Origin of the sequence: Winogradskya humida (assembly GCF_016862215.1) — a bacterium.
Classification (GTDB): domain Bacteria; phylum Actinomycetota; class Actinomycetes; order Mycobacteriales; family Micromonosporaceae; genus Actinoplanes; species Actinoplanes humidus.
Genome location: NZ_BOMN01000054.1, coordinates 1 through 19,600, shown reverse-complemented (window position 1 = coordinate 19,600; position 19,600 = coordinate 1). Strand labels below are relative to the sequence as shown.

General features: G+C 69.1%; 19 protein-coding genes. 3 read left to right on the top strand and 16 right to left on the bottom strand.

The window, feature by feature from the left end:
* Positions 1-25: 25 nt before the first annotated feature.
* The 6 genes from Ahu01nite_RS21050 to Ahu01nite_RS21025 form a co-directional block, all read right to left on the bottom strand.
* Positions 26-1,294 carry an ABC transporter permease gene (locus tag Ahu01nite_RS21050; RefSeq protein ID WP_438874805.1) on the bottom strand — a complete coding sequence of 423 codons (1,269 nt, stop codon included), beginning with the start codon at positions 1,292-1,294 and terminating at the stop codon, positions 26-28.
* 5 nt (positions 1,295-1,299) lie between these two features.
* The gene (locus tag Ahu01nite_RS21045; RefSeq protein ID WP_203838288.1) at positions 1,300-2,592 is read right to left on the bottom strand and encodes an ABC transporter permease; all 1,293 of its coding nucleotides are present in this window, start codon (positions 2,590-2,592) and stop codon (positions 1,300-1,302) included.
* Positions 2,589-4,157, bottom strand: coding sequence for an ABC transporter ATP-binding protein (locus Ahu01nite_RS21040; RefSeq protein WP_307794534.1), 1,569 nt, complete (start codon positions 4,155-4,157; stop codon positions 2,589-2,591). Before Ahu01nite_RS21040 ends, Ahu01nite_RS21045 begins: the two co-directional genes overlap by 4 nt.
* Positions 4,158-4,326: 169 nt before the next feature.
* Positions 4,327-5,421 carry a BMP family lipoprotein gene (locus tag Ahu01nite_RS21035; protein ID WP_203838287.1) on the bottom strand — a complete coding sequence of 365 codons (1,095 nt, stop codon included), beginning with the start codon at positions 5,419-5,421 and terminating at the stop codon, positions 4,327-4,329.
* Between the two features lie 193 nt (positions 5,422-5,614).
* Entirely contained in the window at positions 5,615-5,893 is a 279-nt protein-coding gene (locus tag Ahu01nite_RS21030; protein ID WP_203838286.1) for an SCO4848 family membrane protein, read from the bottom strand.
* A gap of 16 nt (positions 5,894-5,909) precedes the next feature.
* Positions 5,910-6,863 carry an ABC transporter permease gene (locus Ahu01nite_RS21025; RefSeq protein ID WP_239159021.1) on the bottom strand — a complete coding sequence of 318 codons (954 nt, stop codon included), beginning with the start codon at positions 6,861-6,863 and terminating at the stop codon, positions 5,910-5,912.
* Between the two features lie 97 nt (positions 6,864-6,960).
* On the opposite strand from Ahu01nite_RS21025, the gene Ahu01nite_RS21020 reads away from it, so the two are divergent.
* Positions 6,961-7,548, top strand: coding sequence for a TetR/AcrR family transcriptional regulator (locus Ahu01nite_RS21020; protein ID WP_203838284.1), 588 nt, complete (start codon positions 6,961-6,963; stop codon positions 7,546-7,548).
* A 62-nt stretch (positions 7,549-7,610) separates the two neighbouring features.
* Here the strand turns inward: Ahu01nite_RS21020 and Ahu01nite_RS21015 are convergent, their stop codons facing one another.
* The 4 genes from Ahu01nite_RS21015 to trpS are packed head-to-tail and all read right to left on the bottom strand — an operon-like array spanning position 7,611 to position 10,563.
* On the bottom strand, positions 7,611-8,015 hold the full coding sequence (locus tag Ahu01nite_RS21015) for a hypothetical protein (protein WP_203838283.1): 405 nt from the start codon (positions 8,013-8,015) through the stop codon (positions 7,611-7,613).
* Positions 8,016-8,022: 7 nt separating this feature from the next.
* Positions 8,023-8,943: a YihY/virulence factor BrkB family protein gene (locus tag Ahu01nite_RS21010; protein ID WP_203838282.1), complete on the bottom strand. Its 921-nt coding sequence runs from the start codon at positions 8,941-8,943 to the stop codon at positions 8,023-8,025.
* A gap of 31 nt (positions 8,944-8,974) precedes the next feature.
* Positions 8,975-9,532 (bottom strand): 2'-5' RNA ligase family protein, encoded by a 558-nt coding sequence (locus tag Ahu01nite_RS21005; protein WP_239159020.1) that lies wholly within the window; start codon positions 9,530-9,532, stop codon positions 8,975-8,977.
* Positions 9,533-9,537: 5 nt separating this feature from the next.
* Positions 9,538-10,563 (bottom strand): tryptophan--tRNA ligase, encoded by a 1,026-nt coding sequence (gene trpS, locus Ahu01nite_RS21000; RefSeq protein ID WP_203838281.1) that lies wholly within the window; start codon positions 10,561-10,563, stop codon positions 9,538-9,540.
* A 225-nt stretch (positions 10,564-10,788) separates the two neighbouring features.
* Between trpS and galE the strand changes: the two genes are divergently transcribed.
* Together galE and galK are read left to right on the top strand one after the other, a co-directional pair.
* Entirely contained in the window at positions 10,789-11,766 is a 978-nt protein-coding gene (gene galE, locus Ahu01nite_RS20995) for a UDP-glucose 4-epimerase GalE (protein WP_239159019.1), read from the top strand.
* A gap of 13 nt (positions 11,767-11,779) precedes the next feature.
* Positions 11,780-12,922: a galactokinase gene (gene galK / locus Ahu01nite_RS20990; RefSeq protein WP_203838279.1), complete on the top strand. Its 1,143-nt coding sequence runs from the start codon at positions 11,780-11,782 to the stop codon at positions 12,920-12,922.
* Between the two features lie 53 nt (positions 12,923-12,975).
* Here the strand turns inward: galK and Ahu01nite_RS20985 are convergent, their stop codons facing one another.
* The 6 genes from Ahu01nite_RS20985 to Ahu01nite_RS20960 form a co-directional block, all read right to left on the bottom strand.
* A complete protein-coding gene (locus Ahu01nite_RS20985; protein WP_203838278.1) occupies positions 12,976-14,274 on the bottom strand; it encodes a sulfate adenylyltransferase subunit 1 in 1,299 nt (432 codons plus the stop codon).
* Complete coding sequence (gene cysD / locus Ahu01nite_RS20980; protein WP_203838277.1) at positions 14,274-15,185, bottom strand: sulfate adenylyltransferase subunit CysD; 912 nt, start codon at positions 15,183-15,185, stop codon at positions 14,274-14,276. Before cysD ends, Ahu01nite_RS20985 begins: the two co-directional genes overlap by 1 nt.
* 42 nt (positions 15,186-15,227) lie before the next feature.
* Positions 15,228-16,112 carry a 3'(2'),5'-bisphosphate nucleotidase CysQ gene (locus Ahu01nite_RS20975; protein ID WP_203838276.1) on the bottom strand — a complete coding sequence of 295 codons (885 nt, stop codon included), beginning with the start codon at positions 16,110-16,112 and terminating at the stop codon, positions 15,228-15,230.
* Between the two features lie 18 nt (positions 16,113-16,130).
* Positions 16,131-17,531: a sugar transferase gene (locus Ahu01nite_RS20970; RefSeq protein WP_203838357.1), complete on the bottom strand. Its 1,401-nt coding sequence runs from the start codon at positions 17,529-17,531 to the stop codon at positions 16,131-16,133.
* Positions 17,532-17,934: 403 nt separating this feature from the next.
* The gene (gene pth / locus Ahu01nite_RS20965) at positions 17,935-18,522 is read right to left on the bottom strand and encodes an aminoacyl-tRNA hydrolase (protein WP_203838275.1); all 588 of its coding nucleotides are present in this window, start codon (positions 18,520-18,522) and stop codon (positions 17,935-17,937) included.
* An 89-nt stretch (positions 18,523-18,611) separates the two neighbouring features.
* A complete protein-coding gene (locus Ahu01nite_RS20960) occupies positions 18,612-19,235 on the bottom strand; it encodes a 50S ribosomal protein L25/general stress protein Ctc (RefSeq protein ID WP_203838274.1) in 624 nt (207 codons plus the stop codon).
* Between the last annotated feature and the right edge of the window lie 365 nt (positions 19,236-19,600).

Genomic DNA, 19,600 nt, shown 5'->3' with positions numbered 1-19,600 from the left:
CCGGACGGGCTCCCCTTAACGGCTACTAGCTCTTCACGTACGGCTGCCCGGCAGCGGCCGGGCCACGGACCCGGCCGACGAGCCCGGCCACTGCCACGATCGTCGCGAGGTACGGCAGCATGTTCAGGAACTGGCTCGGCACCGGGCTCCCGGCGACGCTGAGGTAGGTCGCCAGTTTCTGCGCGAACCCGAAGAACAGGGCCGCGCCGAGCGCGCCGAACGGCGTCCACCGGCCGAAGATGAGGGCGGCCAGGGCGATGAAGCCCGCGCCCGCCGTCATGTTCTTGTTGAAGCTGCCCGTCGAGACCAGCGTGAAGTACGCACCGCCGGCACCGGCGATGACGCCGCCGATCAGGACGTTCAGGTAGCGCAGGCCGCGGACCCGGATGCCCACCGTGTCGGCGGCGGTCGGGTGCTCGCCGACGGCCCGGGTACGCAGGCCCCAGCGGGAGCGCGTCAGACCGAAGTGCAGCGCGAAGACCAGGATCAGCGCGAGCCAGACCAGCAGGTTGGTGTCGAAGAGCACCGGGCCGACCACGGGGATGTCGGCGAGGCCGGGGATGCGCCACTCGGGCATCTTCGGGGGCTCGTTGTACGACTGCGCGTCGGGCTGCATCAGCCGCTCGTAGAGGAAGCCGGTGATGCCGAGCGCGAGCAGGTTCAGCACGATGCCGACGACCACCTGGTCGACGAGGAACCGGATCGCGAGCACGGCCAGGATCGCCGCGATGAGCACGCCGCCGAGGGCCGCGCTGAACAGCCCGGCCCAGACGCTGGTGGCCATCGTGCCTACCAGCGCCGCGAAGAACGCGCCCATCAGGAACTGGCCCTCGATCGCGACGTTGACCACGCCGGAGCGTTCCCCGAGCACACCCGCGAGCGCGCCCAGGATCAGCGGCACGGCGAGCTCGAGGCTGCCGCTGACCGTGTCGACCAGCGGCAGGAACTTCCCGGCCACCTGCCAGCACAGGAACGACAGGACGAATGCGAGGATGCCCAGCACCAGGATGGTGGTCTGGTATTTCCGCAGTAGCCCGGCGAGCAGCACCGAGCCGGCCGCGATCGCGATGATGCCGAAAAGGATCGCGCCGAGCTGGCCGTTGATGGACAGCGCGGCACCCTCGGCGTCCTCGCTGAGCGTGAAGCGCGCGGTCTGCGAGGGCGCGAGCGCTCCGAAGAGGATCGCCGCCACCAGGCCGATCAGGGTCACACCGACGCCCAGGCGCCGCTGGCGGTCCATGAACCTGGCCGGCGCCACGGTCACGGGCGCTTCCTGCACTGTCGCCGTGGACACCCCGGTCACCAGCCCTTCGCCATCGAGGCACCGAGCCGCGCGGTGCGGGCTGCCCGGAGATGGAAGATCGTCTTCACCAGCGCCGGGGCGGCGATGAAGATGACGATGAGTGCCTGGAGCACGGTTACCAGCTCCAGAGAGATGCCGGAGTACGACTGCATACGGTTACCGCCGGCGCGCAGTGCACCGAACAGCAGCGCGGCTGCCAGCGTGCCCCACGGGCGGTTGCGCCCGAGCAGGGCGACCAGCAGGCCGTCGAAGCCGATGTTGCCGGCCACCTGGGTGGTCAGCGCGTGCGCGGTGCCGAGGACCTGGGTCGCGCCACCGAGCCCGGCCAGGCCACCCGCGGTCATCATCAGCAGCGTGTACGTCTTGGCGACGCTCATACCGGCCGTACGCGCGGCAGGCGGGTTGGCGCCGACCGCACGCAGCTCGAACCCGAACGCCGAGCGGTTGAGCAGCCACGCGACCCCGGCGGTGGCGAGCACGGCGAGCACGATGCCGAGGTTGGCCCGCAGCTCACCGCCGAACGACGGGAGCGTGGCCGAGCTGTCCACGGTCTTGCTGATCGCGTCGCTGCGGCCGGGCTGCTGGATGCCCTTCTGCAGGATCAGCCAGCTCAGGAACAGGTTGGCCGTGTAGTTCAGCATGATCGTCACGATGACCTCGTGGGCACCGGTGCGGGCCTTGAGGATGCCCGGCACGAAGCCCCAGAGCATGCCGCCGAGCGCGCCCGCCGCCAGCGCGGCGATCAGGTGGATCACCGGCGGCAGCGGCAGCAGGAAGCCCGCCAGCCCGGCCGTGATCGTGCCGATGATCGCCTGGCCCTGGCCACCGATGTTGAACAGGCCGCCGCGGAACGCCAGCGCCACCGACAGGCCGGTGAAGACCAGCGGGGCGGCGTACGTGAGGGTCTCGGAGATCGGGAAGAACACCTGCCGCCAGGTGCCGCTGCCGTTCGCCCAGGCCGTGATCGTGGCCGGGTCGACGATCGCGCCCTTGAACAGGTCCGCGTACGCGCTGCTGACGACCGTCCAGCTGCTGCTGAACGCGTCGCTGGGGCGGGCGGTGATGTAGCTGAACGTGTCCAGCACCGCCGGGTCGGATAGCACGATCAGGACCGCGCCGACGAACGCGGCGAGCACGATCGAGAGCAGCGTCACCGTGACCGTATTGGCGGCCCACAAGTTGTGCAGGAAGTGACTCAGGAAGGAATCGGATTCTTCCTTGGGCGGCGCCGCAGGGGGTGGAGGTGCGGCCTCCGCGACTGGCGCGTCGACCGGTCCGTCGGTGCTCACTTCGTCCCCTTCTCATCAGAACCCGAACCCGGGGCAGCATCCGAACCCGGGGCAGCATCCGAACCCGGGGCAGCATCCGAGGCCGGAGCCGAACCCGGAGCGGCAACGGCCTGCGGCCCGGTGATGCCGGCCATCAGCAGGCCCAGCTCCTCGCGCGGCGTCGTCGGCGGGACGATAGCCAGGATCCGGCCGCGGTACATGACCGCGATCCGGTCGGCGAGCGCGACCACCTCGTCCAGCTCGCTCGAGACCACCAGGACCGCGGTGCCGACGTCGCGTTCGTGCACGATGCGGCCGTGGATGAACTCGATCGAGCCGACGTCCACGCCGCGGGTCGGCTGGGCGGCGATGAACAGCCGCAGCGGCCGCGACATCTCCCGCGCCACGACGACCTTCTGCTGGTTGCCGCCGGAGAGCGTGCTGACCGCGGAGGCGGGTGAGGACGTACGGATGTCGAACTGCTCGACGCGTTCGCGGGCGGCGGCATCGATGGCGGCCGGGTTGAGCCGGAACGCGTTGCCGTACGGCGGCCGGTCGTACTGGTCGAGGACGAGGTTCTCAGCGACGGAGAATTCCTTGACCACGCCGTCCAGGCTGCGGTCCTCGGGCACGTAGCCGATGCCGGAGCGCAGGATCTGCTTGGTGGTCATGCCGGTCAGGTCCTCGTTGTCGACCTTGATCGTGCCGGTGAGCGCCTCGCGCAGCCCCATCACGGCCTCGACCAGCTCGGTCTGCCCGTTGCCCTGCACACCCGCGATGCCGAGCACCTCACCGGCGCGGATCTCCAGGTCGACGCCGTCGACGGCGCGCACGCCCCGGTCGTCGTCCACGCACAGGCCGGAGATCGTGAGCACCTCGCGACCGGGCTTGGCGTGCTCCTTGCTGACCTCGAGGGTGACCGCGCGGCCGACCATGAGGGCGGCCAGCTCGTCCTCGGGGGTGTCCGGGCTCGCCGTGCCGACGGTCTGCCCGCGCCGGATGACCGTGATCCGGTCGGCGATGGCCTTGACCTCTTTGAGCTTGTGGGTGATGAAGACGATGGACTTGCCCGCGTCGCAGAGCCCCCGCATGACGGCGAGCAGCTCCTCGGTCTCCTGCGGGGTGAGCACCGCGGTCGGCTCGTCCAGGATCAGCAGGTCGACGTCGCGGGTGAGCGCCTTGACGATCTCGACCCGCTGCTGGGCGCCGACGGGCAGGTTCTCGACCACGGCGTCCGGGTCGACCGGCAGCCCGTACCGTGCGGAGACCTCGAGGACCTCGCGGCGGGCCCGGCGCCGGTCGAGGAAGCCGGCGCGGGTCTTCTCGGCGCCGAGCGCGATGTTCTCCGCGACGGTGAAGACGGGCACGAGCATGAAGTGCTGGTGGACCATGCCGATGCCGGCGGCGATCGCGTCGCGGGGGCTGCGGAAGGTGCGCGCCTCACCGTCGACGAGGATCTCGCCCTCGTCCGGCTGGAGCAGGCCGTAGAGCTGGTTCATGAGGGTGGACTTGCCGGCCCCGTTCTCGCCGAGCAGGGCGTGGACCTCACCCGGTTCGACGGTGAGGTCGATGTGGTCGTTGGCCACCAGGTCGCCGAAGCGCTTGGTGATGCCGCGCAGCTCGAGTCTCAGCGGAATCTCCTGCAGACGAGATGGTGGATAACGCGAGGGACGTTATAACAGCCCGGAGCAGAGCCGCCGCGCAGGTCACAACGTGACTGCGCGGCGGCCGGAAACTACTCGGTCTCCCGGTGGGTCACTTCGGCGCGTTGGCCGACTCGACCTTCACGGTGCCCGCGATGATGTCCGCCTTCAGCTTGTCGATCTCGGCCTTGAGACCGGCGTCGACCTTGCTGTCGAACTGGTTGTACGGCGCGAGCGAGACGCCGTTGTTCTCCAGCGTGCCCAGGTAGCCCGGGGTCGAGCCCAGGGTCTTGCCCTGCGCGCCGTCGGTGACGGCCTGCTTCACGGCGTCGGTGATGTTCTTGACGACCGTGGTCAGGAACACGTCGCAGTACTGCTCGGCGCTCTTGCAGCCGTCCTGGTCGACCCAGATGACCGAGACCTTGCCGCCGGACGCCTTGGCGACGTCCGCGGTGCCCAGGCCGGTGCCGCCGGCGACCGGCATGATCACGTCGGCGCCCTGGGCGACGAACGTGCTCGTGATGGACTTGCCCTTGGCCTGGTCGCCGAAGTTGCCGGCGATGGTGCCGTTCTGCTTGGCCTTGTCCCAGCCGAGCACCTGGACGTTCTTGCTCTTCTGGGTGTTGTAGTAGGCCACACCGTCGGCGAAGCCGTCCATGAAGACGGTGACCGGCGGGATCGCCAGGCCGCCGTACGTGGCGACCTTGCCCGTCTTGGAGTAGCCCGCGGCGAGGTAGCCCGCGAGGAACGCGGCCTCGTCGGTGGCGAACTGCATCGGGTAGACGTTCTTGGCGTCCGCGATGCTGCTGTCGACGATGCCGAACTGCGAGTCCGTGGCGGTCGCCGCGACAGCCTTCGTCGAGTCACCCATGAGGCCACCGACCGCGAGGATGAAGTTGCACTTCTGCGTCACGAACTGGCGCAGGTTGGGCTCGTAGTCAGCCTCGGCGGTCGACGCCACGTACTTCGGGTCGACGTTGCTGGCGGCTTCCTTGGCAGCCTGCATGCCGGCCCACGCGGAGGCGTTGAACGACCGGTCGTCGATGCCGCCGGTGTCCGTGACCATGCATGCCTTGTATGCCGCCGCAGCGCTCGCGCCGGAACCACTCGGAGTGTCCTCAGGGGCGTCGCCACAGGCCGCGGCGGCAAGCGTCAGCCCACCCGCCGCGAGAATCGCAACGATTCGCTGACCAGTTACTGGGCGCAACACGCCCTCCTTCCACAGCGCACCGACTACGCGCGGTGCATCACAGCCGGGAGCGTAGCCGCAGGCCACGGCGGCGTCCGGAAATCGCGCCGGACCGTTGGCGCACTGTTATCTGGCCGCAACCGCACGACACGCTGAACGATGGGTAACCGGGAGAAGGTAGGGAATTGCCCGTTTCTCGCGTAACGCGCCGTTAATCTTTCGGCGATCCCGCGCCGACAGCCGCTGAATCTTCGGTAACACGGCGTGTCGTCGCGGCTCGCCACCCACGAACGCCGAGCACCCCCACGACCGTGCCGATGATCAGCGACGCCGTGATCAACAGCGCGTGCACCCAGAGGAAGGCCGTCGGGGTCCCGTCGCTGAACGCGCGGTCGTCCTTCCAGATGGCCAGCCCGAACCGGGGCCAGATGAGCCAGCTCCACACACCGACCGCGACCAGAAAGGCGGACCACCGCCGGGAGAGCACCACGCGCCAAGTATGCCCGTCACCTTTCCTCCGGCCCGGTCCGGCTCAGACCGCCCCTCCCGCTCAGAACCAGGATCAGACCCACGATGGCGTACGCCGAGAGCACCGCAACCTGCATCCCAGCGCCCCGCCCGCCGAAGTACGCATCGGAGCGCAGCACCGTGGCCCCGGCCCCGATCGGCAGGAACTGCCCGACGGCGCCCCACGGCTGCGGCAGCAACTCCGGCGCCGCGCTGACCCCGGACAGCGCGTTGCCGACGAGGAAGAACGTCACCGCGCCGACCCCGAGCCCTTCCCGCCCGATCAGCGCCCCGAGCCCCGCCACAGCGGCGGACAACGCCAGCACGAAGAGCCCGATCCCAGCGGCGATCGCCAGATAGTCACCGGGCAGCGTCCCCAGCCAGAACCGCTGCACGGCCGCACCCGCGAACCCGGCGAGCACCGCGAACGCCCCGATCGCCAAAACCCGCGCCGCCACCCGTTTGACCAGGAAGAACGTCAGCACCCCGGCGAGCATCGCGGTGATCGCCATGGGCAGGAACGCCGCGCCGAAGGCGGCACCACGCGGGTCGTCCGGGTCGGTCGGGACGACGTCCACGACGGGCACGGGTCCGCCCTGGCCGAGCTCGGCGGTGGCCTGGGTGAGCAGCGTCGCCACGGTAGGGCTCGCCGCGGAGGCGATGTGCAGCGAGGGGCCGGCGGCACCGAGGACCACGGCGCCGTACACGTCACGGTCGCGGATCGCGGCATCCGCGTCCGTGACCACCCGCACGTCGAAGGCTCCGGGCCGCGCGGCCGTCAGCTTGGCGGCCAGTTGCCCGGCGGCGGGTTGCGGCCCGGCGACGGCGATGGGCAGGTCGCGGGGCTCGAGGTGCGAGGCGGGCCCGACGAAGAGGGGGACGAGCAGCACCTGCAGTGCCACGGCGGCGACCGCGATGAGCAGCGCGAGCCGGACCGGTGAGAGCCTCGACATCATGTTCTCCTAAAACGAACACTCGTTCTTTATCAGCCTCAGGGTCCATGTCGCGACCGCCGCTGTCAAGAACGAGCGTTCGTTTTAGAATGGTGACGTGCCCCGCGTCTCCGAGGACCACCTGAATGCCCGCCGGGAGCAGATCCTGGTCGCCGCTCGCGCCTGCTTCATGCGCAAGGGCGTCCACAACACGACGATGCAGGACCTGATCCACGAGGCCGGGCTGTCGGTCGGCGCCGTCTACCGCTACTTCAAATCCAAGGACGAGATCATCAACGCGATCTCCGAGACCGTCGCGGGCAGCCTGGTCCTGCGGCTGCACGCGGTCGCCGAGAACGAGACGCTGAGCCTGATCGAGGCGATGGGCCAGGTGGTCGACGTGATCGACGAGCAGGCGCGCCCCGGCGGCAACTTCCCGATGGGTCTGCAGGTCTGGTCCGAGGCGACGCTCGACCCGGCGATCGGCGCGATCGTGCGCGACCGCTTCCACGAGATGCGCGCGTTGTTCACGACACTGGCCGAGCGGGCCGTGGCCCGGGGCGAGGTGGCGGCCGGCTCCGATCCGGACGCGGTGGCCGCCGCACTGTTCGCCCTCATGCCCGGCTACGCGGTGCAGGTGGTCCTGACAGGCTCCCCCGGCAAGGAGGCCTACCTCGCGGGCCTGCGGGCGCTACTGGTCCGCTGAGGTCAGCTCGCGGGCCGCGGGGCTCATTGGTCCGCTGAGGTCAGTTTCGCGGGCCGCGAGGCTCACTGGTCCGCTGAGGTCAGTTTCGCGGCGATGCGGGCGAACCCGGCGCGCACCTCGTCCCCCGTGGGCGGCCGGCCCGGGGTCGTGCGGCGCGGCCCGTCGTCGAAGTGCTCGGCTTCCAGGTCGTCGGTGCTGGCTCCGTCGTCCAGGCCGGACTTCGCGAGCTCGACCTCGGCCCGGATCGCGTCGGCGTCGGCGAGCGGCAGCAGCGGCTCGACCACCGCCATCAGGTCCTCGTCCGCGACGACAGCCTGCGCCAGGGCGAGCGCGTGCGGGCGCTCGTAGGGGCCACAGACAAGCGGCTCCCAGTCCTCGTCGTCGTTCAGCGCGCCGATGGTGATGATCCACGGCAGGTTCTCCACCGGGGAGTCCGGCGGCAGGTGCAGCGTCACGAGAGTGCCCACGGCCTCATCATTCCGGGCGGTCGTGCCGAATCCAGGTGTTTTGTCCGACCGGGGCGGTTTTATCGTCGGCGGACAGGTCCACTACCCTGCCGTGCGGGCTCGTTGCCGCCCACGCCGCCCCGAACAGCAACAACTGGTTGAAGACATAGAGATAGAACAATACGCCTACGGCGCTGGCGACCAGACCGTACGCCGGATTGCGCTCGATCAGCCCGACGAACGACTTGCCCACGGTGTTGAGCAGGTAGATGCCGATGCCGACCTGCAGGACCGGGGGCACCATCCGGCGTACGGTCATCCGCAGCCTTGGCACCGCGGCCAGCAGCGCCGCCGCCAGGAGCATGTCGAGGCCCAGCGTGAGGATCGTGCTGACCAGCGAGAGCAGGAACCCGGCCCGGCCGTCGGTGAGCCACTCCAGCAGCGTCTCCAGCCCGTAGACGGCGGCCACCGTGACGATCAGCAGCAGCAGGATGCCGATCAGCACGAGCAGGTCCACGACCTGGCGGATGCCGATGTACCCGGGCTGCTCGTTGAGCCGCCAGATCAGCCGCTGCGACGAGCGGATCGCCTCGATCCAGCCGATGCCGGTGAAGACCAGGCCGACGATGCCCACGATCCCGACGGTCCTGCCGCTGGTGAGGATGGCCTCCACGTCGAGGAACGGCAGGTTGTCACCGAGGAACTCCTGGACGATGTCGAACAGCGCGGTGTTCGACTTGAGCAGGAACCCGAAGATCGAGTAGCCGATCAGGACGAGCGCGAAGATCGCGAAGAAGCCGTAGTAGGCGATCGCGGCCGCGAGCCGGCCACCGAGGACCTGCTCGTAGCGCAGCCAGGCACGGGCGAAGTGGTCGAAGTACTTGGAACGGACTCGCAGCGCCAGAATCCGGGACTCGACCGCCGCGTACGCCCGGTCGATGGCGTTCACGCCGCAGACCGTACCCAAAAGCTCTGCTTCTTTAGCGCAGGCCACCCAGGCGGTAATCGCGGCGGCGTCGCCAGGGGCCCTCGCCGGCGCCCGCGACGTCGTGCGAGAACAGGGTGAAGGCGGGCACGTGGAAGCGCGCGTCGAACTCGGACAGGTCGTCGAAGACCGCGTCCAGGGCATCTCCGGGCACGTCCTGGGCGACGGTCACATGCGGGTGGTACGGGAACCGGGTGTCGCGGTGGATCCCGTCGGTGGCCGTGATCGCGGCGGCGAGCAGCTCGCACTCGCTGATCCCCACGGCCAGCGTCACGAAGACCACCTCGGTGATCGGCCGGAACGTGCCCGTGCCGCGCAGGTGGATCGTGAAGGGGTCCTGCGCCGACGCGACCGACTCCAGGTGCTTCTCGATCTCCGGCAGCGCCGCGCTCGCGACCTCGGTCGGCCCGAGCAGGGTCACGTGCGCGGGCGTGTAGGCCGCCTGCGGGTCGCCCGCGTCGGCCCGGCGCCGGGTGAGCAGGGCTCCCCACGGCTCCGGGATGTCGATCGCGACCCCGATGCGCGTCGCGGCCTCGCCCGTCTGTGCCGCCACCGGTGTCAGGCCCCGCGGGAGGGGCTGAGGAAACCGATGTTCTGGTAGGCCTGGGCCAGAGTCACCGCCGACACGGCGCGGGCCTTGTCGGCCCCGATCGCGAGGATCTTGTCGAGGTGCGCCGGGTCCTCCAGGTAGGCGCGGGTGCGCTCCTGGATCGGCTTGACGAACTCCACCACGATCTCGGCGAGGTCCTTCTTGAGGTCGCCGTATCCGTGGCCGTCGTACTGCTCGAGCAGCTCGTCTATGGTCCGCCCGGTCAGCGCCGCGTAGATGGTCAGCAGGTTGCTGATGCCGGGCTTGTTCACCTCGTCGTAGAGGATCTCGCGGCCGGTGTCGGTGACCGCGGACTTGATCTTCTTGGCCGAGCGGGCGGGCTCCTCGAGCAGCTCGATGATGCCGCCGGGCGAGGACGCCGACTTGCTCATCTTCGAGGTCGGGTCCTGCAGGTCGGTGATCTTGGCCGTGTCCTTCACGATGTACGCGGAGGGCACGGTGAACGTCTGCCCGAAGCGCGAGTTGTAGCGCTGCGCCAGGTCGCGGGTGAGCTCGAGATGCTGGCGCTGATCCTCGCCGACCGGCACCGCGTCTGCCTGGTAGAGCAGGATGTCGGCGGCCTGCAGGATCGGATAGGTGAACAGCCCGACGCTGGTGCTGTCGGAGCCCTGCTTGGCCGACTTGTCCTTGAACTGCACCATGCGCCCGGCCTCGCCGAAGCCGGTGATGCAGCTCAGCACCCAGGCGAGCTGGGCGTGCTCGGGGACGTGCGACTGGACGAACAGCGTGCAGCGCTCCGGGTCGAGCCCGAGCGCGAGCAGCTGCGCGACGGAGAGCCGGGTCCTGTTCCGCAGGGCCACCGGGTCGTGCCCCGCCGTGATGGCGTGCAGGTCCACGACGCAGTAGAACGCGTCGGCGGTGTCCTGCATGGCGACCCAGTTGCGAACCGCGCCGAGATAGTTGCCGAGGTGGAACGAATCGGCGGTCGGCTGGATGCCGGAGAGCACCCGGGGGCGGCGAGCGGCGTCGGACATGAGCGCCATTCTGTCAGGAATACGGACCGGTAGGCCAAGCCGCCCCCGCCTCCCTCCCCGCCGCCGCCCGCACGAGCCACCCTTTCAGGGCCCTCTTCCAGTTCCATCTAAAGGGGCCGAATGTTCGACCATGTTGACTTTTGCGCGATTGTGATGGAATCTACTGGCACAGGCAGGCCGCCTAGGCTGGCGGTGGTAGGTGCCCGCGCAACGGAGGTCTTCACCGTGAAACTGCTCGTCACCGGAGGTGCCGGCTACGTCGGCAGCGTCACCAGCAGGCTGTTGCTCGACGCCGGGCACGAGGTCGTCGTGCTCGACAACCTCAGCACCGGCTTCCGGGAAGCGATCGCCCCCGACGCGACCTTCGTGCAGGCCGACATCGCCGACGCCGGGACCGTGCTGACCCCGGAGGCCGGGTTCGACGCGGTGCTGCACTTCGCCGGTCTGATCGCCGCGGGCGAGTCGATGCACAAGCCGGAGCTCTACTGGGACCACAACGTGCAGCGCTCGCTCGCGCTGCTCAACGCCGTAAGGGCCGCCGGGGTTCCGCGCATGGTGTTCTCCTCCACCGCGGCGGTCTACGGCAACCCCACCGAGCTGCCGATCACCGAGACGGCGACGAAGGCCCCGACCAATACGTACGGTGCGACGAAGCTCACCTTCGACTTCGCCCTGACCTCCGAGGCGTTCGCGCACGGGCTGGCCGCCGTCTCCCTGCGCTACTTCAACGTGGCCGGCGCGCTGATCCGTGAGGACGGCACCGCCATCGGGGAGCGGCACGACCCGGAGACCCACCTCATCCCGATCACGTTGCAGGTCGCCGCGGGCAAGCGCGAGAAGCTGCAGATCTTCGGCGACGACTACCCGACCGCCGACGGCACCTGCGTGCGTGACTACATCCACGTGCAGGACCTGGCCCGCGCCCACCTGCTGGCGCTGGACGTGGCGGCCCCCGGCGAGCACAAGATTTTCAACCTGGGCAACGGCAACGGCTTCTCCAACCTCGAGGTCGTCGAGGCGGCCCGTCAGGTCACCGGCGCCGAGCTGCCCGTCGAGATCGCCCCGCAGCGCCAGGGTGACCCGGCCACGCTGGTCGCCGGTTCGCAGAAGGCCCGTGACGAGCTGGGCTGGATCCCGCAGAAGAACACCCTGACCGACATGATCGGGGACGCCTGGGCGTTCTACCGGTCGCACGTGGCGTGATCTGATCATCGTCATGAGTGTCGCCACCTCGGCCGCTGCGGCCTTCCAAAGCAATTACGGCTCCGACCCCGCCGGCCTCTGGGCGGCACCCGGGCGGGTCAACCTGATCGGTGAGCACACCGACTACAACGACGGCTTCGTGCTGCCGTTCGCGATCCCCCAGCACACCGTGGCGGCCGTGGCGCCGTCCACCGAGCCGGGCTGGACGGTCTGCTCGGACCTCGTCAACGAGTCGGTGAGCTTCGGCACCACCGGCCCCGGCGAGGTCGAGGGCTGGGCCGGATACGTCGCCGGCATCGTCTGGGCGCTGCAGGACGCGGGCTTCGACGTGCCGCCCGCCCGGATCGCGCTGTCCTCGGACGTCCCGCTCGGCTCGGGGCTGTCGTCCTCGGCCGCCCTGGAATCGGCCGTGCTGACCGCCCTCGTCGAGCTCGGCGGCATCGACCTGCCCGTCGAGAAGCGTCCCGGGCTGGCCCAGCGCGCCGAGAACGTCTACGTGGGCGCGCCCACCGGGATCATGGACCAGTCGGCGTCGATCCGGTGCGAGCAGGGCCGGGCGCTGTTCCTCGACTGCCGGTCCCTGGAGGTCGAGCAGATCCCGTTCGACCTGGCCGCCGAGGGCCTGGCCATCCTGATCATCAACAGCAACGCCCCGCACCAGCACGTCGACGGCGAGTACGGCGCCCGGCGCAAGTCCTGCGAGGAGGCCGCCCGGATCCTGGGTGTGCCGGCCCTGCGTGACGTGGCGGTCGACGAGCTCGACGCGGCGCTGGCCAGGATCGACGACGAGGTGACCCGCCGCCGGGTGCGCCACATCGTCACCGAGGACCAGCGGGTGCTCGACACGGTGGCGCTGCTGCGCGCCGGGCAGGTCCGCGAGATCGGCCCGCTGCTCACCGCGTCGCACGTCTCGATGCGCGACGACTTCGAGATCACCGTCGCGCAGGTCGACGTCGCCGTCGAGGCGGCGCTGGCGGCCGGGGCTTATGGCGCCCGGATGACCGGTGGCGGTTTCGGGGGCTGCGTGCTGGCGCTCGTCGACGCTGCCAGGGCCGACGAGACCACGGCTGCTGTGCTCCGGGCGTACGAGGAGAAGGGTTTCACCGCTCCCACGATCTGGCCGGCGACGGCCGCTCAGGGTGCCCAGAAGATCTGACCTACCGAAAACGGCCCGCCCAGCTTGCGCTGGGCGGGCCGTTCTCTGTGGTCCTACGACGCTTCGATGATCATGCCGGCGCCAACCGTGCGGTTGGTCGACTCGTCGATCAGGATGAAGCCGCCGGTGGTGCGGTTGCGGCGGTACTCGTCGGCCAGCAGCGGGATCGTGGTGCGCAGCCGGACCCGGCCGATCTCGTTGAGGCCCAGCTCCGGGGCGCCCTCGTCGCGGTGCAGCGTGTTCACGTCGAGGCGGTACTGCAGGCCGCGGACAACCGCCCGGGCCGTACGCGTGGTGTGCTTGATGGTGTATTTCGTGCCGACCCGCAGCGGGGCCGTCTCGTCCATCCAGCAGATCATCGCTTCGACGTCCTGGGCGACCGCCGGCGCGTTGTGCGGGCGGCAGATCATGTCACCGCGCGAGATGTCGATCTCGTCGGTCAGCCGGACCGTCACCGACATCGGCGGGAACGCCTCGTCGACCGGGCCGTCCGCGGTGTCGATCGCCGCGATCTTGCTGGTCAGGCCCGAGGGCAGCACCAGCACATCGTCGCCGGGTTTGAGCACACCTGAGGCGACCTGGCCCGCGTAGCCGCGATAGTCGGTCACCGTGGTCGACTGCGGACGGATCACATACTGCACCGGGAACCGTACGTCGACCAGGTTGCGGTCCGACGCGATGTGCACGTGCTCGAGGTGGTGCAGCAGCGACGGGCCCTCGTACCACGGGGACTTCTCGGAGCGGGTGGCGATGTTGTCGCCCTCCAGCGCCGAGACCGGGATGATCGTGAGGTCGGTGATGTCGAGTTTCGCGGCGAATGACGTGAACTCGTCGGCGATCTTGTCGTAGACCGCCTTGTCCCAGCCGACGAGGTCCATCTTGTTGACGCACAGCACCAGGTGCGGCACCCGCAGCAGGCTCGTCAGGAACGCGTGCCGCCGGGACTGCTCGACGAGGCCCTTGCGCGCGTCGACCAGGATCAGCGCCAGGTCGGCCGTGGAGGCACCGGTGACCATGTTCCGGGTGTACTGGATGTGCCCCGGGGTGTCCGCGATGATGAACTTGCGCCGCGGCGTGGCGAAGTAGCGGTACGCCACGTCGATGGTGATGCCCTGCTCCCGCTCGGCCCGCAGGCCGTCGGTGAGCAGCGCGAGGTTGGTGTATTCGTCGCCCCGCGCGGCGCTGACCGCCTCGACCGCTTCGAGCTGGTCGGAGAAGAGTGACTTGGTGTCGAACAGCAGCCGCCCGATCAGGGTCGACTTGCCGTCGTCCACGCTACCCGCGGTGGCGAACCGGAGCAGGTCCATCTGCCGGGCAGGCGCTGCCTCGGGCTCCACAACTGCCTGGCTCATCAGAAGTAACCTTCCCGCTTGCGGTCTTCCATCGCGGCCTCGCTGACCTTGTCGTCGCCCCGGGTCGCACCACGCTCGGTGATCCGGGTGGCGGCCACCTCGTCGATGACCTTGTCGACGGTGTCCGCCTCGGAGAGCACCGCGGCGGTCTGCGACGCGTCACCCACCGTGCGATAGCGCACCATGCGGGTCTCGACGGTCTCGCCGGCCTTCGGGACGATGAACTCGTTCACCGCGTAGAACATCCCGGCGCGCTCCACGACCTCGCGCTCGTGCGCGTAGTAGATGCTCGGCAGCGGGATCTGCTCCTTGGCGATGTAGTGCCACACGTCCAGCTCGGTCCAGTTGGACAGCGGGAACACGCGGATCGACTCGCCCGGGTGGTGCCGGCCGTTGTAGAGCGACCACAGCTCGGGCCGCTGGTTCTTGGGGTCCCACTGGCCGAACTCGTCGCGGAAGCTGAACATCCGCTCCTTGGCGCGGGCCTTCTCCTCGTCGCGGCGGGCGCCGCCGAAGAGGGCGTCGAAGCGGTACTTCTCGACCGCGGCGAGCAGCACCGGCGTCTGGATCCGGTTACGGGTGCCGTCGGGCAGCTCGCGCACCGTCCCGGAGTCGATCGCCTCCTGCACGCTGGCGATCACCAGGTTGAGCCCGAGCTCGGCCACCCGCGAGTCGCGGTATTCGAGGACCTCGGGGAAGTTGTGACCGGTGTCGACATGCATGACCGGGAACGGCACGCGCGCGGGGGCGAACGCCTTCTCGGCCAGCCGCAGCATCACGATCGAGTCCTTGCCGCCGGAGAAGAGCAGCACGGGGCGCTCGAACTCGGCCATGACCTCACGCATGACGAAGATGCTCTCGGCTTCGAGCGCATCGAGATGGGAGACCCGGTAGGGCTTCGTCTGGCTCACGGAATCCCAGACCTTTCGGTATCGCTGGTGCAGGGGGTCAGATTAGGGGAGGTGACGCTGCAACGCTGCAAGCAACCGAGGTGCGAGATCCTTACGACAGACCACCAGGTCAGGCAACTTGGGGTCCGCCTGGTTGTATTTCAACTCACTCCCGTCGATGCGGGAAGCGTGCAGACCTGTGGCCAGGGCCACAGCCACGGGCGCCGCGCTGTCCCATTCGTACTGCCCTCCGGCGTGGATGTAGGCGTCGGTCTCGCCGCTGATGACCGAGGCGATCTTTACTCCGGCGGATCCCATGGGAACCAATTCTGCCCCGATGCCCTGTGACAATTCTGTGACAAAGGCGGGCGGGCGGGTGCGGCTCGCCGCGATCCGGATCGGCCCGCCGGTCGCGGCGGCAAGCGGCAGCGGAGGGTACGCGGGGACGTGATCGGTGGCCATCGTCCGGTGCTGAGCCGGCATCGCCACCGCGCCGGCCGCGAGACAGCTCGGGCTGGAGCAGTCCGCGGTCCAGAGCGCCACATGCACGGCCCAGTCGGCGCGGCCCTCCTCGGAGAACTCCCGGGTGCCGTCCAGCGGGTCGATGATCCACACGCGGGACGCGTCGAGCCGGTCGGGGCGCAACGTATCGCGCTCGCCGTCCTGCCACGCGACCCGCGAATGGTCGTCCTCCTCCGACAGCACGGCGTCAGCCGGGCGCCAGCGGGCCAGCTCGGAGCGCAGCAGCTCGTGCGCGGCCTGGTCTCCGGCGGCCTTGAGCGCCTTGCCGTCGGAGTAGCCCACGTCCTGGCGAACCTGGAGCAGCACCTGGCCGGCGCGGTCGGCCAGCCAGCGGGCGAACGCGGAGTCGTTCACCGGTGGAGTGCCGCTGACCTCCGGCTCCCGCTGACCCGCAACCCGCGCCGACGTCCCTGTCTGCTCGCTCATCGCCTCGCCTCTCCTCACTCAGTAAGCCCCCGACGACCGGACCACCGCGGTCATGGTCCGCAAAAGGATCACCAGGTCCAAACTCAGCGACCAGTTCTCCACATAGCGAAGGTCGAGCCGGACCGCTTCCTCCCATGGGAGATCCGAACGTCCGGAAACCTGCCACAGGCCCGTCATGCCGGGTTTGACGGCCAGCCGACGGCGGACGTCATCGGCGTAGACGGCAACCTCCGACGGCAGTGGCGGACGTGGCCCGACCAGCGACATCTGGCCCAGCAGGACGTTGAGCAGCTGGGGCAGCTCATCCAGCGAGAGCCTGCGCAGCCACCGTCCGACCGGGGTGACTCGCGGGTCGTCGCGGATTTTGAAGAGCACACCGTCGTGCTCGTTGAGATGACCGAGCTCGGCAAGCCGCGCCTCGGCATCGACAAACATGCTGCGGAACTTGAAGATGCGGAACTCGGACCCATCCCGCCCTACCCGAACCTGACGAAAGAGTACCGGTCCGGCAGAGGTGCCCCGGACCGAGAGTGCGACGCCTAACAGCAACGGCCCGCAGAGAACCAGCAACGCCAGCGCGCCGCACCGATCGAAGAGATCCTTGACGAACCGTGCACCGCCGTGCAGCCGGGGGTGCTCGACCTGCATCATCGGCAGACCGTCGAACGGGCGGATCGTGGTCCGCGCCCCCGCGACGTCGATCAGCGCGCTGGCCACGATCAGGTCGACCTCGTCGCGCTCCAGCCGCCACGCCAGCCGCCGCAGCGCCACGCCGTCCAGCTCCGGGCAGCCCAGCACCACCACGGTGTCCGCGTCAGCAGCGTCCACCGCGTTGGCTACGTCGTCGAACGTCCCGAACACCGGCAGGTCCACCGCGCCGTCGTGCTGAGCGGGCAGGCACGCCCCGACGACCTCCAGGCCGTGATAACGCTCCCGGCGCAGCTGCCGGGTGATCCCGATGACCGACAACTCGTGACCGACCACCAGCACCCGGCGCAGGCTCTCCCCGCGGGCCCGGCGCAGATGCAACTGCTTGCGCAGCCCGAACCGCAGGACCACCGCCACGGCGAAAGCGGTCGGCAACGCCGCAAGGACATAGGAGCGGGCCAGATCCAGATCCAGCGCGTACGACACCAGCGCCGCACCCGCGATCAACCCGACCCCGGCTCGGAACACTCGCTGGTACTCGTCCGTGCCGACGAACAGAAAACGACGCTCGTACGCGCGGCTCACCACCAGCACCGCCAGCACCGCCACCGGCAGCAGGGCGGACAGAACCAGATACCAGAGGTTGTACGCCGTCACCTCGTCGCCGAACCGCAGGCCGAACGTGGCCCCGCCCGCGACCGCACCGGCCAGCAGATCACTGCCGATCAGCGCGCGTACGTAACGACGTTCCCACCGTTGACGCCGGGACATCGCGGCGTGCTTACCGCGTACCCGCCGGGTTGAAGGGGTGGGCTTCTGCTCCAGTGACCGGTAGCGATCGTTCGTGCGCGGCCGCGGCGGCGCCGGGATCTTGTTGTTGCGGGCCCGCTCGCGAAAAGGTGCCGGCCGGGTCGGCCGCGGACCATGGTTCGTCGGCGGATACGTCGCCGGCCCCTCGACGGCGCGCCGGGGAATGCTCAGGATCACCGTCGTCTCGTCCAGCTTCGCCTGATGGCTCCTGGACAGGTCCTGTGTCACCCGGCCTCCCCACGCCGCTGAGTACCGCACCATTTCGGCGCGCTACGTGACCAACGGACTAAAGGGGGAGGTCGTCACGGGACCGATAGACGGACAAAAGGAGATATAAGAGATTCATCCATTTGCCTGCCAAACATTAACTACCGTGGTATTTGTTCTGGGCCCATTCGACACCCTCGCCGACCACAGCTTCGACCACATCCGCGGCCCGATCCACAAGAAACTCCAGCTCCTTGCGCTCCACCCCGGAAAAATCAGCGAGCACAAAATCGGCCGGATCCTGACGCCCCGGCGGACGCCCGATCCCGAACCGGACCCGCGCGTACTCCTTCGAAGCCAGCGACTTCGACATCGAACGCAGCCCATTGTGGCCACCCTCACCACCGCCGCGCTTCACCCGCACCTCGCCGTACGGCACATCGAGCTCGTCGTGCACGGCGATGACCTGCTCCACCGGCACCTTGAAGAACTGACAGAGCGCCACCACGGGCGCCCCCGACAGGTTCATGAAGGTCAACGGCTTCACCAGGATCAGCTTCGGGCCGCCGAAGCCCATCCGCCCCTCGGCGACCTCGGCCACCGCGCGCTTCTGGCGCCCGAACTTGCCACCCACCCGCTTCGCCAGCAGATCAGCCACCATGAACCCGACATTGTGCCGGTTGGCCGCATGCTCCCGGCCCGGATTACCCAGGCCGACAACGAGCCAGGGAGCGTCCTCGGTCATCGCTACTCGTCTCCTACGAAAAACTCGTCCCCTACGAAAAACAGGGAAAGCGCCACCGGCGCTCTCCCTGTTTCGGTTGGTTCCTAGCTTCAGCTGGCGGCGGCCTCAGTCGGCTCGGCCTCGGCCTCGGCGGCGTCGCCCTCGCCACCCTCCATCTGCTCAGCGGTCTGCGCCTGAGTGATGAACGCGATGACGAAGTCGGCGTCGACGGCGAGCTCGCTGCCCTCGGGCAGGACCACGTCGCCGGCGGTGATCTGCGAACCGGCCTCGAGGCCCTCGATCGACACGTCGATGCTCGACGGCAGGTGCATCGCCTCGGCCGTGATCGACAGCGTGGTGCTGTCGTTCTGCACCAGCGTGTTGCGGGCAGCCTCGCCGACCAGGTTGATCGGAACGTCGACCTGGACCTTCTCGCCACGCTTGACGATGATCAGGTCGACGTGCTCGTAGGTGTCCTTGATCGGGTCACGCTGGATCGCCTTCGGCAGCGCCAGCGTCGCACCGGTGCCACCGGCGACGTCGATCGTGAAAACCTGGTTGAGCCCACCATGACGAATCGCGGCGGCGAACTCACGCGCGGGCAGCGCGATGTGGACGGGGGCCTCGCCGTGACCGTAAAGCACGGCGGGCACGAGGCCGGCCCGGCGCGTGCGGCGGGCACCACCCTTGCCGAACTCGGTACGGGGCTCGGCGCTGATCTTTACCTCGGACACGGGGAAACTCCTGAAACTCTGATCGGGCTGCGTCTAAGTCTGCGGGCTACGAGCTGTGCGATCGGCGGAGCCGAGCGGTCTGTGGTGCACAATCTGCTCGGCTAGGGGCGCGCGGGCACAAGCCCGGAGCACCGCGTCGATCACGGTGCCTCAAGCGAACTCCGCAAACCTGCAGCAGACCGCGTGGCACCCTCGCCGTGGCAACCCCACCAGCTTACCTGCTTAGCGCACGCGCCCACCGGCGGGTCCCACCAGCTCACCCTCAACGCCAAAAATTAACCCGCACGATGCAACTTGCATCACCCCGCTCGGGGCCGGCCGGCACAGCCCGTGAGCGATTTCAGCTCAGACCGCCTGAGCGGGGC